This is a genomic window from Nonomuraea africana, from assembly GCF_014873535.1.
GTDB lineage: Bacteria > Actinomycetota > Actinomycetes > Streptosporangiales > Streptosporangiaceae > Nonomuraea > Nonomuraea africana.
This window is the reverse complement of the sequence record NZ_JADBEF010000001.1, coordinates 8,777,833-8,792,340: the sequence shown is the minus strand read 5'-3', so window position 1 is coordinate 8,792,340 and position 14,508 is coordinate 8,777,833. Positions and strand designations below refer to the sequence as shown.

Annotated in this window: 13 protein-coding genes; 4 read left to right on the top strand and 9 right to left on the bottom strand. The window is 72.0% G+C overall.

Annotated features, from left to right (window positions below; translation table 11 throughout):
- Positions 1 to 16 precede the first annotated feature (16 nt).
- Positions 17 to 385 carry a DUF3499 domain-containing protein gene (locus H4W81_RS42110; RefSeq protein WP_192779898.1) on the bottom strand — a complete coding sequence of 123 codons (369 nt, stop codon included), beginning with the start codon at positions 383 to 385 and terminating at the stop codon, positions 17 to 19.
- A 153-nt stretch (positions 386 to 538) separates the two neighbouring features.
- Between H4W81_RS42110 and H4W81_RS42105 the strand changes: the two genes are divergently transcribed.
- Positions 539 to 982, top strand: coding sequence for a metallopeptidase family protein (locus H4W81_RS42105; protein ID WP_318782419.1), 444 nt, complete (start codon positions 539 to 541; stop codon positions 980 to 982).
- Between the two features lie 34 nt (positions 983 to 1,016).
- Here H4W81_RS42105 and H4W81_RS42100 read toward each other — a convergent pair whose 3' ends face one another.
- The 4 genes from H4W81_RS42100 to H4W81_RS42085 all read right to left on the bottom strand — a co-directional run bounded on the left by H4W81_RS42100 (position 1,017) and on the right by H4W81_RS42085 (position 7,482).
- The gene (locus H4W81_RS42100; protein ID WP_192779896.1) at positions 1,017 to 2,336 is read right to left on the bottom strand and encodes a DUF5719 family protein; all 1,320 of its coding nucleotides are present in this window, start codon (positions 2,334 to 2,336) and stop codon (positions 1,017 to 1,019) included.
- Complete coding sequence (locus H4W81_RS42095; RefSeq protein ID WP_192779895.1) at positions 2,336 to 5,104, bottom strand: glycosyltransferase; 2,769 nt, start codon at positions 5,102 to 5,104, stop codon at positions 2,336 to 2,338. Before H4W81_RS42095 ends, H4W81_RS42100 begins: the two co-directional genes overlap by 1 nt.
- A gap of 102 nt (positions 5,105 to 5,206) precedes the next feature.
- Complete coding sequence (locus H4W81_RS42090) at positions 5,207 to 5,470, bottom strand: WhiB family transcriptional regulator (protein ID WP_192779894.1); 264 nt, start codon at positions 5,468 to 5,470, stop codon at positions 5,207 to 5,209.
- Positions 5,471 to 5,781: 311 nt separating this feature from the next.
- Positions 5,782 to 7,482, bottom strand: coding sequence for a hypothetical protein (locus tag H4W81_RS42085; RefSeq protein WP_192779893.1), 1,701 nt, complete (start codon positions 7,480 to 7,482; stop codon positions 5,782 to 5,784).
- A gap of 241 nt (positions 7,483 to 7,723) precedes the next feature.
- Between H4W81_RS42085 and cofD the strand changes: the two genes are divergently transcribed.
- Positions 7,724 to 8,662: a 2-phospho-L-lactate transferase gene (cofD, locus tag H4W81_RS42080; RefSeq protein ID WP_192779892.1), complete on the top strand. Its 939-nt coding sequence runs from the start codon at positions 7,724 to 7,726 to the stop codon at positions 8,660 to 8,662.
- A complete protein-coding gene (locus H4W81_RS42075; protein ID WP_192779891.1) occupies positions 8,659 to 9,963 on the top strand; it encodes a coenzyme F420-0:L-glutamate ligase in 1,305 nt (434 codons plus the stop codon). Before cofD ends, H4W81_RS42075 begins: the two co-directional genes overlap by 4 nt.
- 37 nt (positions 9,964 to 10,000) lie before the next feature.
- On the opposite strand, the gene H4W81_RS42070 is transcribed toward H4W81_RS42075, so the two are convergent.
- The 3 genes from H4W81_RS42070 to H4W81_RS42060 all read right to left on the bottom strand — a co-directional run bounded on the left by H4W81_RS42070 (position 10,001) and on the right by H4W81_RS42060 (position 13,426).
- Positions 10,001 to 10,435 carry a PIN domain nuclease gene (locus H4W81_RS42070; protein WP_192779890.1) on the bottom strand — a complete coding sequence of 145 codons (435 nt, stop codon included), beginning with the start codon at positions 10,433 to 10,435 and terminating at the stop codon, positions 10,001 to 10,003.
- The gene (locus tag H4W81_RS42065; RefSeq protein WP_192779889.1) at positions 10,426 to 10,632 is read right to left on the bottom strand and encodes a type II toxin-antitoxin system VapB family antitoxin; all 207 of its coding nucleotides are present in this window, start codon (positions 10,630 to 10,632) and stop codon (positions 10,426 to 10,428) included. The genes H4W81_RS42070 and H4W81_RS42065 overlap by 10 nt, the downstream gene beginning before the upstream one ends.
- Before the next feature lie 88 nt (positions 10,633 to 10,720).
- Positions 10,721 to 13,426, bottom strand: a complete 2,706-nt coding sequence (locus tag H4W81_RS42060) for a bifunctional FO biosynthesis protein CofGH (RefSeq protein ID WP_192779888.1) — start codon at positions 13,424 to 13,426, stop codon at positions 10,721 to 10,723.
- 107 nt (positions 13,427 to 13,533) lie between these two features.
- Here H4W81_RS42060 and H4W81_RS42055 point away from each other — a divergent pair, with 107 nt between their 5' ends.
- Positions 13,534 to 13,671, top strand: a complete 138-nt coding sequence (locus tag H4W81_RS42055) for a hypothetical protein (protein WP_192779887.1) — start codon at positions 13,534 to 13,536, stop codon at positions 13,669 to 13,671.
- On the opposite strand, the gene H4W81_RS42050 is transcribed toward H4W81_RS42055, so the two are convergent.
- Complete coding sequence (locus H4W81_RS42050) at positions 13,637 to 14,503, bottom strand: DNA-3-methyladenine glycosylase family protein (RefSeq protein WP_318782418.1); 867 nt, start codon at positions 14,501 to 14,503, stop codon at positions 13,637 to 13,639. The genes H4W81_RS42055 and H4W81_RS42050 overlap by 35 nt on opposite strands.
- Positions 14,504 to 14,508 lie beyond the last annotated feature (5 nt).

Sequence of the window (14,508 nt, the reverse complement as noted above, 5' to 3'; positions counted from 1 at the left end):
GACTGAGACGAGCCTACTAGCGGTCGCGGTGGGGTTGCGCGGAGCGAAGGACCCGCAGATGACCCCGGCGGCCGACCTCGACGCCCTGCCCGACCGGCTCGGTGCCGCCGGACGGCGCGGGGCGGGCCGCCTCGCGGACGGCGTTGGCCAACGCCTCGAGATCGTCGGTGCTCGGGCTGCCGCCGTCCGTCGGCAGGCGGACGACCTCCCAGCCTCGGGGGGCGGTCAGCCGTTCGGCGTGTTCGGCGCACAGGTCATAGCAATGTGGCTCGGCGTACGTCGCCAGTGGGCCGAGAACCGCGGTCGAGTCGGCGTATACGTACGTGAGCGTGAAGACGGCAGGCTGACTGCAAGCAGTGCGGGAACAGCGGCGGACGGGGCTCACGGAGGGACCGTATCCGGTAAGAGTGCGAGGCGCCACTACCTGAGCGCTCTTAACGAGCGTGTCGCCACAATTCGGACACCTGTCACAGCGTTTACACCCACCTGTACCGATGGTGGCCCTGATTAGGTGTGTCCGAAAGCTTAAGCTTGAGTGGTGACACCGACGCGTGGTCCCCGGCGGCGTGACCGCCATGGTCGCGGGCTTCGCGGTCCGCTGGCTCCCTCCTACGTCCCCATCGCCCGCTCGCGCAGTGAGCGGTTCGACGACCTGGTCCTCGACGCGGTCGACCGGCTCAAGCCGCAGTGGGGCAAGCAGCTGGCGGCCGTGGAGTTCGCCGTGGAGGAGGTGCCTCCGGTCAGCGAGCTCGGCGACGGCCCCGGACGGCTCGGCACGGAGCCGATCCCGTTCGGCAGGGCCGACACCGCCTCGGGCGCCGATCCCGCCTCGGTGGTGATCTACCGGCGCCCGCTGGAGGCTCGGGCCCGCGACCGCGACATGCTGGGGGCGCTCGTCCACGACACCGTGGTCGAGCAGGTGGCCACGCTGCTCGGCCTCTCGCCCGAGACGGTCGACCCCGGCTACGACGAACGCGGCTGAGGCCGCCGCGACCACCGCCGGGGGCGCCGCGCCGTCATGGCAGCACGACGGCGGGGTCGTCGGTGTAGGTGGGCAGCATCGTCCAGATCCGCCCCTGCGACAGCGGCTGGGCGGTGATCAGCGTTCCGCTCTTGAGCCGGTCCCGTGTCACCCGCCCGCCGTAGACCTCCCCCGACACGGGCGTCACCACCACTCCCGTGCCCGCCTTCACCTTCACGACCTTGGTGCGCGAGGCGGGGATGTCCACGGTGGCCGTGCCCACCCGCACCCGGCCGGGACCACCCACGGCCGTGAGCACCAGCGACGACCCCTTGCCGTTGTCGGCGACGGCGGCGCCCAGCTCCAGGGAGGGCGTTCCCGCGCTGAAGGCCACGTCCACCGAGGTGGAGATCACCATCCCGGCCACCACCGGCACGTCCGAAACCAGCTCGATCGCGGCCGCCTGCTCGTCGAGCCCCTTGGTCAGGTCCATGACGGCCACGCTTCCCGCGATCACATCGAGCGTTTCACGCCCCTTCATCGCATAACTGCCGTCCGTGGTCACCGCCCGGACCTGAACCGTGGCGTCCGCCGTTCCGGGCGCGGCCACCAGGAGCTCCCTCTTGCCCTCCCCTGAGGGGATGCCCGGCACCACCACCCGCGTGGCCGGGGGAGCCGCGGCGGGCAGCCAGTCCACGCCTCGCCCGTCCATCACCGCTTTCGCCGCCACCGCGAGCCTGCCGCCGCTCGTCGTCACGCCCACCGCGACCACGGTCGCCGACGGGGCCAGCTCGTGCAGGTCGAGTTCGAGATGCGCGCCCGGTTTCACGGTGATCCCCCGCCCCGCGTCGCTGGGCACCGGCCCCTCCGCCGAGTACACCGCCACGTCGGCCAGCGCGGGCGCGGCGTCGGCGTTGGTCAGATGCAGCTTCACCTCGGCGGCGGTGGGGCCAGGACCGACCAGCCAGGTGGTCCCCGCGGGCTCGGTGCACCGCACCCCGGCCAGACCGCGCGAGCGGCCCTTGACCGTCTTCGTGCCGAACGACGCCTCCAGGCCGCGCGCCGCCGTCCCCGTGGCCTTCACCACGACGGGGTCGTCGCCCTTCACCTTGGCGCGCCAGAGCTTGCCCGGCTCCTTCACCTGGGTGGATCCGACCGCGACCGCGCCCTCGCTCTGGGCGCTCAGCACGGCGACCTCGGCGCCGCGCGGGGCGGGGCAGACGGCGACCACGGACTCCACGGCGACCTTCTGCGGGCCCTTCGCGGGTGGTGGCGCCGGTGCCGGACGTGTCAGGAAGGCCACGCCGTACAGCGCGCCGAGCGCGATCAGGACCAGCACCACGAGGCCGAACCTGTTCTCCACGAACCCCTTCATCAGGCCACCGCCACCACGAGCGGATCGGCCGTGCGGGCGCCGGGCGCGGCCAGCACGAGCACCAGCGCGGTGAGCGCGGCCTGCGCCCACAGCATGGGCAGGCGCAACGGATCCTCCGGCGGCGCCCGCACCCGGGCGGGCGGCTCGACCAGCCGCCACACTCCTTCCCGCTCCGTCAGGCTCAGGTGGGTGAGCTGCGGCTGGGAGTCCAGCGCCTTGGCGACCTCGGGCGCGGGTTCGGCCACGGCGACGTGGGAGATCCCGAGGGCCGCCAGCGTGGCGGCGTCGGTGCCACCGCGCCCCGCGACCAGGCCCGCCGCCGCCCGCGCCACCCGGTCACGGACCTGCTCCCGCACGGGGAGCTCCGCCTCCCCCAGCAACGGCGTACGGCGGTGCAGCACGGTGAAGGACTCGCCGCGCAGCAGCAGCGTCCTGGTCCCCTCGGCGAGCGCGGGCATCGGGTCGGGCGTCGAGCCGCTCAGCGGGCCGCGCGTGCCCGAGGCGATCCAGAAGGCGGCGGCCAGCACCGGCGTGCTGAAGGCGACCGCGACCACGACCACCGCGACCAGCCTGCGCAGCCCTCCGGCCGCGCGCAGTTCGGCCAGCCGGTGCGCGGTCAACGCGACCAGCACCAGCAGTCCGGTGGCGGCGAGGGCCAGCGGGATGCCGGGCCACGCCCTGGCCGCCTCGCCTCCGGCCGCCGACGTGACGGTCACCCGGCTGACCAGGATCGCGACGAGCACGCCGTACACGGCGATGCCCCAGCCGATGGCGACGATCATGCGCTGGCGGCGGAACAGCAGGGCGGCCAGCGCGGTCGCGATGAGCCCCGCCGTGACCCAGAACGGCGGCAGCCCCGGACCTCCGGGGCTGAACGTCAGCAGGGCGTGCGGCGGCAGCGCCGGATCGATCAGCGACGACCGGTGCAGCCCGGCCTCCAGCAGCAGCTGGCCCGGATGGTCGGCGAAACCGCGCAGCCAGGGGAAGAGCAGCACCGGCGGGACGGCCAGCGCCGTGGCCAGCTGCCGTACCCGGCCGAAGGCGATCATCGCGAGCACGCCGAGCACCGCCAGCAGCACGTAGACCAGCGGCGCGAACGCCGTGCCCACGGCCAGCAGCAGCCCGAGCCCCCACCCCGCGCGGCGGGCGCGGCGGGGCTCGGCCGACAGCAGCTGCACGCCGAGGCCCGCGTAGACGGGCAGCAGCACGAAGACCACCGCGGTGCCGAGCCGGCCCGCGGCGATGGCGCCGGTGGCCACGGGCAGCAGCGCGTAGCCGGCCGCCAGCCAGATCCTGGCGGGAACGGCGGGGATGATCCGCCGGGTGGCGAGGTAGGCCGAGGCGCCCGCGAGCGGCACCGAGCCGAGCAGCAGCACCGAGACCGCCAGCCAGGTCTTGCCGAGGAACAGCGTGGACACGGCGGCGACGACCGCCACGTACGGCGGCGCCCACGCGCTCGACCCGAGGCCCGTGTCGTGGAAGCCCTCCAGGTAAAAGCGCCACAGGTCGGCGGCCCCGCCGACGACGGGCACCAGCGCGCCGCCGCCGAGCAGCGAGCCGCCGAGCACGTTCCGCTCGGCGACGAGCGCGATCACGGTCAGCGCGAGTGTGAGGAGCACGCCGGGACGGCTGAGGAAGCGCCGCAGGAATCCGGAGTCGTCCAGGACGATCTCGTCCTCCTCGCTCGGCGGCGCCACGACGGCGTGGTGCCGGCCGGCCGACTCCACGGGGCCCTCACCCGCGAGGAAGCCCTGCACCAGATCGGTCAGGCGGCGGTAGGCGGCTCCGCGCGGCGTCAACAGCTTCTTTATCGCGAAATATCCCTGTTTTCGGCCGGGTTTGCGAGCACGTCGGGCCTTGATCAGCCGCCCTGGGTGCAGCAGCACCGAGCCGAGCGCCGCCACCTCGTCGTAGGCGTTGGCCGGCTGCTTCGCCACGACGAACAGCAGGGTGGCGACCACCGAGCCGAGCACGTTGCGCACCAGCGCCCACAGCATCGCGGCGAACGGCAGGTTCGCCATGACGACGAACATCGCGTTGCGCCGGTCGAGCCGTCGCGGGTGGTCGCCGCTGGCGGTGATGCGCCGCCTCCTGCGCGCGGCCGCCTCGGCGTGGTAGGCCACCGCCCGCCTGACGTTGACGACGCGATGACCCGCGTTGCGGACCCGCCAGCACAGGTCGAGGTCGTCGCGGAACAGTTCGAGAGCCGGGTCGATGCCGCCGACCGCCGCCCACACGTCACGGCGGACGAGCATGCCCGCCGACGAGACCGACAGCACGTCGCGGTCGCCGTCGTACTGGCCCTGGTCGTACTCGCGCGGCTCCAGCCCCGTGTCGCGCCGGCCCGAGCGGTCGACGGTGACGCCGACCTCCACCAGCAGCCTGCGGTCCATCCAGTCGCGCAGTTTCGGGCCGAGCACCGCCGCCTTGGGGTCGCGCTCGGCGGCCATCAGCAGATGCCGGAGCGCGTGCGGGTCGGGCGCGCAGTCGTCGTGGAGCAGCCAGATCCACTCGCCCGGCGCCGCCTCCAGCTTCCCGAGGACCTCGGCGACCGCCGCGCCGAAGCCGGTCGAGCGGGGAAGGCGCAGCACGTTGCCCGCGCCCAGCGCGCGTTCGAGCAGGTCGGCGGAGCCGTCGCGGCTGCCGTTGTCGGCGCCGACCACCCGGTCGGCGGGGCGGCTCTGGCCGAGCACCCCGCTCAGCGTCTCACCCAGCCAGCGGGCGCCGTCGTGGGCCACGACGATGGCGGTGACGAGGGGTGCGGACATCGGCGCGGCTCCAACCAGGGGGATGATCAGCGCCGGACACCATAACAGTCGAAAGGGTCACGCGGCAGACACCGACCGCCGCGTGACCCTGGTGAATATTCGTTAGACGGCCTGCTTCTTGATCCTCCGGCGCTCCCGCTCGGACAGCCCACCCCAGATGCCGAACCGCTCGTCGTGCTCGAGTGCGTATTCAAGACACTCGGCCCGAACCTCGCAGGAACGGCACACCTTCTTGGCCTCTCTGGTGGAGCCACCCTTCTCCGGGAAGAACGCCTCAGGGTCAGTCTGCGCGCACAGTGCGCGCTCCTGCCAGCCGAGTTCTTCAGCGTCAAGCTGTTCCTGTGCGATGACCACCAACTCGGTCACTGCACACCTCCCTGCCGCCCGCCCGCAATGGAGCCCCCCATGGACGCCTCCTTAGATACCCACCCTGGAGGCGTAACAACATGGCTGTAATTACACGCGCGTGCCGTAGGTGACGTCAAGCGGCATGCCGGTATCCGGGGAAAGACCACCTCGCCCCGGTGTGCTTGCCATGCGCTGTCGGGACCGGCCGAAACCGGAATCCATGGCCTTGACGTGACTTGATCAACGCTGTCAGCGGTCGGAACCGTACCAGGGCGGGCTTGACGCCCGCCCAGGGCCCACCTTCTCTCTATCCCGTACTGACCGAAGCCTTACCTGCGCGGATCGTTCGGCGTGTAGATCGCCGTCGGGTCGATGGGGTCGTCACCGGGGCGGTAGCCGCTCTGGTCGAACCTGATCGTCGAGTCCGCGGGCGGCGCCTGCTGGTAGGCGGGCGCGGGCGGGGTCTGCGGGTGGCCGAACGGATCATCGTACGGCTGCTGGTACGGCTGGGCCGGGTCGAAGTGCAGCTGCGGATGGGTGCCCGCGGTCGACTGCTGGTAGGTCTCGGCCTGCTGGTAGGCGTGCAGCATCTGCTGCGAGCGCGGGTCGACCGGCGGGTCGGGCTCGCCGTAGGCGGGCGGGGCCTGCTGGGCGTACTCCTGGCCCGAGTAGCCGGTGAACGGGCTGCCACCCTGTGGCTCGAAGGCGGGCGGCTGCTCGTAGTAGGGCTGCTGGGGCTCCTGCTGCTGGTACGCCCCCGCGTCTGCCTGCTGGTACGGCGAGCCCTGGCCCGCGTCCTGCTGCTGGTACGGCGCGCCGGGCGCGGTGTCGGCCGGCTGGTAGGACGGCTCATAGGCGTTCGGCGAGCTGTGCGACGGCGTGTAGGCGTTGGGCAGGCTGTCGGCCGGGACGTACGGCGCGGGCTGGTACTCCTGCGCCGGCGCGTACCCCGTGGTCGGCAGGGTCTCCGACGGCGTGTAGCCGCTTGGCTCCTGCGGCGCGTAGGGGTTCGGCTCGGCGGCGTATGCGCTCTGCAGCGTCTCGGTGGGGGCGTAGGCGGGGGGCTGCGGCTCGGGCGCCGGGGGCAGGGCCGGCCGCTCGTGCCTGGGCGGCTGGTACGCCTCCTGCTGCACGGGCTGCTGCTGGGGCTGGGCCGCCTGGGCTTGAGATCCGTGTGCCTGGGACCCGTGGGGCTGAGCTCCGTGGGCCTGCGGCGCGTGTCCCTGAGCGGCCTGCTGACCCTGCTGGCCCGGCTGAGGGGCCTGGTAGGACTCCTGGCCGTAGCCCTGCTGCTCGTAACCCTGCGGAGCCTGGCTGGGGGCCTGCGGCTCGTAGCCCCGCTGGTCGTAGCCCTGCTGGTCGTAGCCCTGCTGGTCGAAGGTCGGCTGGTCGAAGGTCGGCTGCCGGTCGTAGCCCGGCTGCTCGTAACCCGGCTGGCCGCCGTAGCTCGGCGGCTGCTGCGCGTAGCCCGGCTGGGCCTGGCTCGGCGCCTGCTGGCCGTACTGCGGCTGGGCGGGCGGCTGCTGCGCGGGCGGCTGCTGGCCGTACGGCTGGCCGCCCGTGGGCGGCTGCTGGACCGGCGGCTGCTGGGCGTAGCCCTGCTGGGGGTACTGCTGGCCGTACCCGCCGAACGCGGGGGCGGCGGGGCGCGGGGTGATCACCTGCGGCAGCAGGTAGACCAGTGCGAGCGCGGTGAGCGCCAGGGTCGGCACGCCCTGCAGCACGAAGCCGAGCAGGCTCATGAAGCCCATCCCGGAGAACAGCCCCAGGAGCAGCGCGATCGCGCCGAAGAATGCGCCGACGGCCAGCGTGCCCGCCGCGCCGTAGGCGATCGTCTTCGCCTTGGCCGTCGGGTCGCCGAGCTTCGTGACCAGCACGACGGCGCCCACGGCGAGCGCGGCGGCGACCGGACTGGTCAGCTCACCCTGCACCAGGCGCGCACGCACCAGCAGCGACGTCATCGTCCCCGACTCCGCGACCAGCATCTGCAAGAGCGCGATGAGAACGTTTCCCGCCGCGACCGCAAGCATGATCCATGCAGCCGGCTCTCTCAGCCGGCTGACGTCTATTTTGCTCACTCGTTACCCCCAGCTGGTGGCTTACCACCCGAGGGGAGTTTGCCACATACCTGACTTAGGTGGCGGGAGTCCCAGCAAGCTCATCTATCCCAATAGTCCCCGATCAGCTCTAATACACCGAAATTTCGAGACAACAGGAACGGAAGGCTGCCTCTCCAGACAGCTTGTCGGAGGCGGGTGGAAGACTGGCCGCATGCGTATCGTGTCCCTAGCCGGCGGCATCGGCGGAGCCCGCTTCCTGCGCGGCCTGCGTGCCGCCGCCCCCGACGCCGAGATCACCGTCATCGGCAACACCGGTGACGACATCACCCTCTTCGGCCTGCGGGTCTGTCCCGACCTCGACACCGTGATGTACACCCTCGGCGGCGGCATCAACGAGGAACAGGGCTGGGGGCGGGAGAAGGAGACGCACGTCGTCAAGGAGGAGCTGGCCGCCTACGGCGTCGAGCCGCAGTGGTTCGGCCTCGGCGACCGCGACTTCGCCACCCACATCGTGCGCTCCCAGATGCTCGAGGCGGGCTACCCGCTCTCCCAGATCACCGAGGCCCTGTGCGCCCGCTGGCAGCCGGGCGTGCGGCTGCTGCCGATGAGCGACGACCGCTGCGAGACCCACGTCGTCATCACCGACGACCAGGGCCGCCGCGCCGTCCACTTCCAGGAGTGGTGGGTGCGCCTGCGCGCCTCGGTCCCCGCCGAGTCCATCGCGCTCGTCGGCGCCGACGCCGCCGCTCCCGCCCCCGGTGTGCTGGAGGCCATCGAGGCCGCCGACTTCGTGATCCTGCCGCCGTCCAACCCGGTGGTGAGCATCGGCACCATCCTGCAGATCCCCGGCATCCGCGAGGCGCTGCTCGGCAAGACCGTCGTCGGCGTCTCCCCCATCATCGGGGGCGCGCCCGTCCGCGGCATGGCCGACGCGTGCCTGACGGCGATCGGCGTGGAGACCAGCGCCCAGGCGGTGCTGTCCCTCTACGGGTCCGACCTGATCGACGGCTGGCTCGTCGCTCCCGAGGACTCCTCGGTCGCGCTCGAGGGCGTGCGGGTGGCGGCCCGCCCGCTGCTCATGAGCGACCCCGACGCGACCACCGAACTGGCCCGCGCCGCCCTCACCCTGGCCCAGGAGCTCGCCCGATGACCCGCGCCGGTTCCGCGCCGCTCCAGGGATTCCAGGTGTTCGGGATCCACGGCATCGGGGAGGTCCGCCCCGGTGACGACCTCGCCGCGCTCCTGAAGGCCGCGCTCCCGCCCGGCGAGGAGCTGCGCGACGGCGACATCCTGGTCATCACCTCCAAGATCGTCAGCAAGGCCGAGGGGCGCGTCCGGGAGGGCGCCGACCGCACCGACGCCATCGCCGAGGAGACCGAACGCGTCGTCGCCAGGCGCGGCGACACCGTCATCTCCCAGACCCGCCACGGCTTCGTCATGGCCGCGGCGGGCGTCGACGCCTCCAACACCGAGCCCGGCACCGTGCTGCTGCTGCCCGACGACTCCGACGCGTCGGCCCGCCGCATCAGGGCGGCGCTCGGGGGGCACGTCGGCGTCATCATCTCCGACACCTTCGGCCGCCCATGGCGCCACGGCCTCACCGACGTCGCCATCGGCGCCGCCGGAGTGCGGCCGCTCGAAGACTTCAGGGGCGGCTCCGACACCCACGGCAACCCGCTCAACGCCACCGTCACCGCGCTGATCGACGAGATCGCCGCGGCGGCCGAGCTGGTCAAGGGCAAGCTCGACGGCGTCCCCATCGCGGTCGTCCGCGGGCTCGGGCACCTGGTCACCGCCGACGACGGGCCGGGCGTCAGGCCGCTCATCCGCCCCGCCGACGATGACCTGTTCCGCTACGGCTCGCGCGACGTGGTCTTCGCCCGCCGTACGATCAGGCAGTTCTCCGCCGACCCCGTCGACCCCGAGGCCGTACGGCGGGCGGTGGCGGCGGGCATCGCGGCCCCCGCGCCGCACCACACCACGCCGTGGCGGTTCGTCCTGGTGGAGTCGGCGGCCACGCGGCTGCGGCTGGTCGACGCCATGCGCGAGGCCTGGATCGCCGACCTGCGCGGCGACGGGTTCAGCGAGGAGTCGATCGCCAAGCGGATCCGCCGCGGCGACGTCCTGCGCGAGGCGCCGTACCTCGTGGTGCCGTGCCTGGTCATGGAGGGCTCCCACACCTACCGCGACGATCGGCGCAACGCCTCCGAGCGCGAGATGTTCGTGGTGGCCATGGGGGCGGGGGTGGAGAACTTCCTGGTCCAGCTGGCCGTGGAGGGGCTCGGGTCGGCGTGGGTGTCGTCCACGATGTTCTGCCGTCCGGTGGTCAGGGAGGTGCTCGACCTGCCCGGCTCGTGGGACCCGATGGGCTGCGTCGCCGTCGGCCACGCCGCCGCCCCGCCCCGCGACCGGGCCCCCCGCGACGCCGCCGACTTCATCGTGTCCCGCTGACGACCGGGTGCCCGCCGCCGGACGGCAGGTACCCGGCTCACCTGGGCGCAGCCTCCGCCTCGCCCTGCGGCACCACCCATTCGGTCGGCTGCTGCGTGATCTCGGCGATCGTCTCGAAATCACGGTCGTAGTGCAGCACGGTAAGCTCCCATGCCTCTGCGGTGACCGCGATGAGCAAGTCGGCGATCGACGGTCCCCGGTGCCTCCCACTCTTCGCCAGCGACTCCTGAATCTCGCGAGCGCGCTGCCAGCCCCTGTCAGGAATCGGCATCCAGGGAAATCCGGCGTCGAGCTGATCCTTGATCTCCTGGTAGTCGACCGGACTGCGAGCGGAGTAGAGCATTTCGAGCTGAGTCGGCGCGCAGATCGACACCAGCCCCCTGGTGATCAGAGGCGCTAGCCGCGCCTTCACCGGGGGCAGGTGAAGCCGCGCCAAGGCGCTTTTGTCACCGAGGTATGGCGTCACTTCCACATCGCCTCCTCGGTCGCCGGGTCCAACAGGTCCGCGAAGGCACCGGAGGCGGCCAATTCGATGAACCTCTCCCGAGCTCGCTCCGCGATCACATGCTGGAGGGCCGCGTCAACGGTGCTGCGGAGGCTGTCCGTGCCAAGAATGGCCTGTGCTTTCGCCGCCTTGGTCGCATCGATGTCAATCGTGGTTTTCGCCATTGAGGCCTCCCTCACCGCACTCGCTGGATATCCAGCATACGCATTTCTGTATTCTCGAACACGTGAATGCCGGATATCCAGTCGGCGGTCAGACGACCGGGAGGGTGCGGCGGACGCTGCGGCAGACGCCGTCGCTGGCCGCCGACGCCGCCAGCCGCTCGGCCGACGGCGTGCCGTACTCCGTGGTGCGCTGCCGGAGCGGACGCCCCGTCGGCGCGACCATCTCGGCGATCTCCGAGATGGTCTTGTACGAGCCGTTCTCCGACCCCGCCATGCGGCTGATCGTCTCCTCCATCAGCGTGCCGCCGAGGTCGTTCACCCCGCCCTGGAGCACCTGGCGGCACAGGTCGTCGCGGAGCTTCACCCACGAGCACTGGATGTTGCCGATCGCGCCGTGCAGCAGGATGCGCGCCAGCGCGTGCACCGCCCGGTTCTCCCGCGCGGTCGGCCCGGGACGGGCGACGCCCGCCAGGTAGATGGGCGCGCTGTTATGGACGAACGGCAGCAGCACGAACTCCGAGAAGCCGCCCGTCCGCTCCTGCAGCCGCCTGATCAGCTTGATGTGCTGCACCCAGTGCAAATGGGTGTCGACGTGCCCGTACATCATGGTCGAGGTCGTCGGGATGCCCACGCGGTGCGCGGTGGTGATGACGTCGATCCATTCGCGGGTGGGCAGCTTGCCCTTGGTCAGCACCCAGCGCACGTCGTCGTCGAGGATCTCGGCGGCGGTGCCGGGCAGGGAGTCCACCCCCGCCTCCTTGGCCGCGGTCAGCCAGTCCTCGATGGACAGGTTCGTCCGGCTCGCGCCGTTGATGACCTCCATGGGAGAGAAGGCGTGGACGTGCATGTCGGGCGTCCTGGCCTTCACCGCGCGGGCGAGGTCGAAGTAGGCGGTGCCCGGCAGGTCGGGATGGATGCCGCCCTGCATGCACACCTCGGTCGCCCCCGCCTCCCAGCCTTCCTGTGCGCGGTCGGCGACCTGGTCGAGGGAGAGGGTGTAGGCGTCGGCGTCGGTCCTGCGCTGGGCGAAGGCGCAGAACCTGCAGCCCGTGTAGCAGACGTTGGTGAAGTTGATGTTGCGGTTGACGACGTAGGTGACGTCGTCGCCGACGGTCTCGCGCCTGAGGTGGTCGGCCAGGCGGGCGAGCTCCTCCAGCGCGTCGCCGTCCGCGCCGAGCAACGCGACGGCCTGCGCGTCGGTGAGGCTCGCGGGAGCGCGCTCGGCCTGTCGGAGGGCCTCGGCGACGTCCCCCATGACGCCGACGCCGGGGGGCTGGGTCAGCGGCGACCCACCGGCCCCACCGGAGAAGGCGGGCGCCTCCTGGGAACCGGCCGCCGTGGGAAAGGCGGGCGCCTCCTGTGAGCCGGCCGTCGTGGAAGAGGCGGGCGTCTCCTGCGGGGAGCCGTCCGCGAGAAGGCCGCCGGCCGTCGCGGGCGTGGCGAGGCGGTCGCGCAGGGCCTCCCAGTCGCCGTAGACGTTGTCGAAGTCGTCGCGCCTGTCGTTCGTCCGTCCCGAGGTGTCGACCTCGACGTGCAGGTCCGTACGGCCGGCCGCGGCGAACCCGCCGTCGGGCTCCTGCCAGGGCCGTCCCACGAGCGGCGCGTCCTCGAGGGCGAGGCCCGTCGCGGGGTCGGCCAGCGCCTCCACGTGCGCGAACAGCCTGGGGTCGAGCCAGGGCTCCCCCGCCAGCACGTACTCGGGGTAGATCGTCAGCCGCTCCCTCAGGACGAAGCCCGCCTCGGCCGTACGGGCGGCGAGCTCGTCGATGTGCGGCCAGGGACGCTCGGGGTTGACGTGGTCAGGCGTGAGCGGCGACACCCCGCCCCAGTCGTCGATCCCGGCCCTGATCATCAGGGCGTACTCGGAGTCGACCAGGTTGGGCGGCGCCTGGACCCGCATCTTGGGCCCGAGCACCAGCCGGGTGACGGCGATCGTGGCGGCCAGCTCCTGGAGGGAGGCGTCGGGCAGGCCGCGCATCGCGGTGTCCTGCTTGGCGCGGAAGTTCTGGACGATGACCTCCTGGATGCCACCGTACTCGCGGGCCACCCGCCGGATCGCGAAGATCGACTCGGCCCTGTCCTCGATGGTCTCGCCGATGCCGATCAGGATGCCGGTGGTGAAGGGCACGTTGGAGCGCCCAGCGTCCTCCAGGACGCGCAGCCGTACGGCGGGGTCCTTGTCGGGCGAGCCGTAGTGTGCCGCGCCCTTGGTCTCGAACAGGGCCCGCGAGGTGGTCTCCAGCATCATCCCCATGGACGGCGCGACCGGCTTGAGCCGCTGGAAGTCGCGCCAGGACAGCACGCCGGGGTTGAGGTGGGGCAGCAGGCCCGTCTCCTCCAGCACCCTGATCGCCATCGCCCGCACATAGGAGAGCGTGTCGTCGTAGCCGTGCGCGTCCAGCCACGTGCGGGCCTGGTGCCAGCGGTCCTCGGGCCGGTCGCCGAGCGTGAACAGCGCCTCCTTGCACCCCATCGCCGCGCCCTGCCTGGCGATCTCCAGCACCTCGTCGGGACCGAGGAAGGCGTCGGGCAGCCTGCCGGGCGCGGTGGCGAACGTGCAGTAGCCACACCGGTCCCTGCACAGCCTGGTCAGCGGGATGAAGACCTTCTTGCTGTAGGTGATGACACCGTTGCGACCGTTGGCGTCACGCACGCGTGACGCGTGGTCCAGCAGGGCGTCGAGGTGCTCGTCCCTCGCCTGGAGCAGCACGGTGGCCTCGGTGACGTCGAGAGCCTTGCCGTCACGGGCCCTGGCGAGGGCCCGGCGGAGGGCGGAATCGCTGACATGGGTCATACCGGCACATTAGCTGTTAAGCGCAGCTGAAGAGTGACCCGTAGAAAGTCTCGATAGACGTAAATAGATGCAAGGGAAGACAATAGAGGGGAGCAAAGGAGCACAACATGTCCTGGATCTTCGTTCTCAGCCTGATCGCCGTCCTCGCCTTCCTCGGCCCGTTCTTCGGCACCGACTCCCGCGACGGCAGGGACTGGTGGAAGTCGCCGTTCAGAAGGAACGGTAGTCACGGGCGGACAGCCTAGGCCCGCGTGCGGGCGGCCTCAGCCCAGTGAGACCGACCAGCACGCAGGCCCGGTGCCGATGCCCTCGGTACGGCTCCAGCAGCCGCATCATCTCCGCGTCGTCGGCCTTCTCACCGGTCAAGGCCCAGCCCACGATCTTGGCCAGGTGGAAGTCCCCGACGCTCACCGCGTCCGCGTCGCCGAAGCAGCGCTGCCGAACCTCCGCCGACGTCCACACCCCGATGCCGGGCAACGCCCGCAGCAGGCGGTCAAGCGAGGCGGAGTCGGCCGCGGCCTCCAGCTTGGCCGCGTGCCAGGCGGCCGTCGCGATCGTCCTGGCGCGCACGGCCTCCGCGCCCGCCCGGTGCCAGTCCCAGGCGGGGATCTGCCGCCACACCTCGGGCTCCGGCATCACCTTCATGCCCTCGGGCGCGGGCCCAGGGGCCTGCGTGCCGTACTTGCGCAGCAGGTGGCGCCACGCGCGCCACGCCTCGCGGCCGACCACCTTCTGCTCGAGGACGGCGGGCACGAGCGCCTCGAACACCAGCCCGCTCCTGCCGATCCTCGGCACGCCGAACCCCTTGAGCACCTCGTGGTGCACGACGAAGCCCGAGACGTCGTCGTCGGCCCCGACCAGCCCGGGCAGCGAGTCGAGCAGCCAGGTCGCCCCGGCGCCCCACGCCTGCCCGCCGTGCCTGGTGACGCGGAGCGTGCCTGGCCCATCGGGCGTGCGGCTGGTCATCCAGATCGCGCCGTCGCCGGTGCGCTGCCAGGTCGGGTCGTGGCCGCCGTGCCGATGCGGACCCAGCAGCGCGACCAGGTCGGCGGGCATGTCGTAACGGCGCTCACGCACGTGTC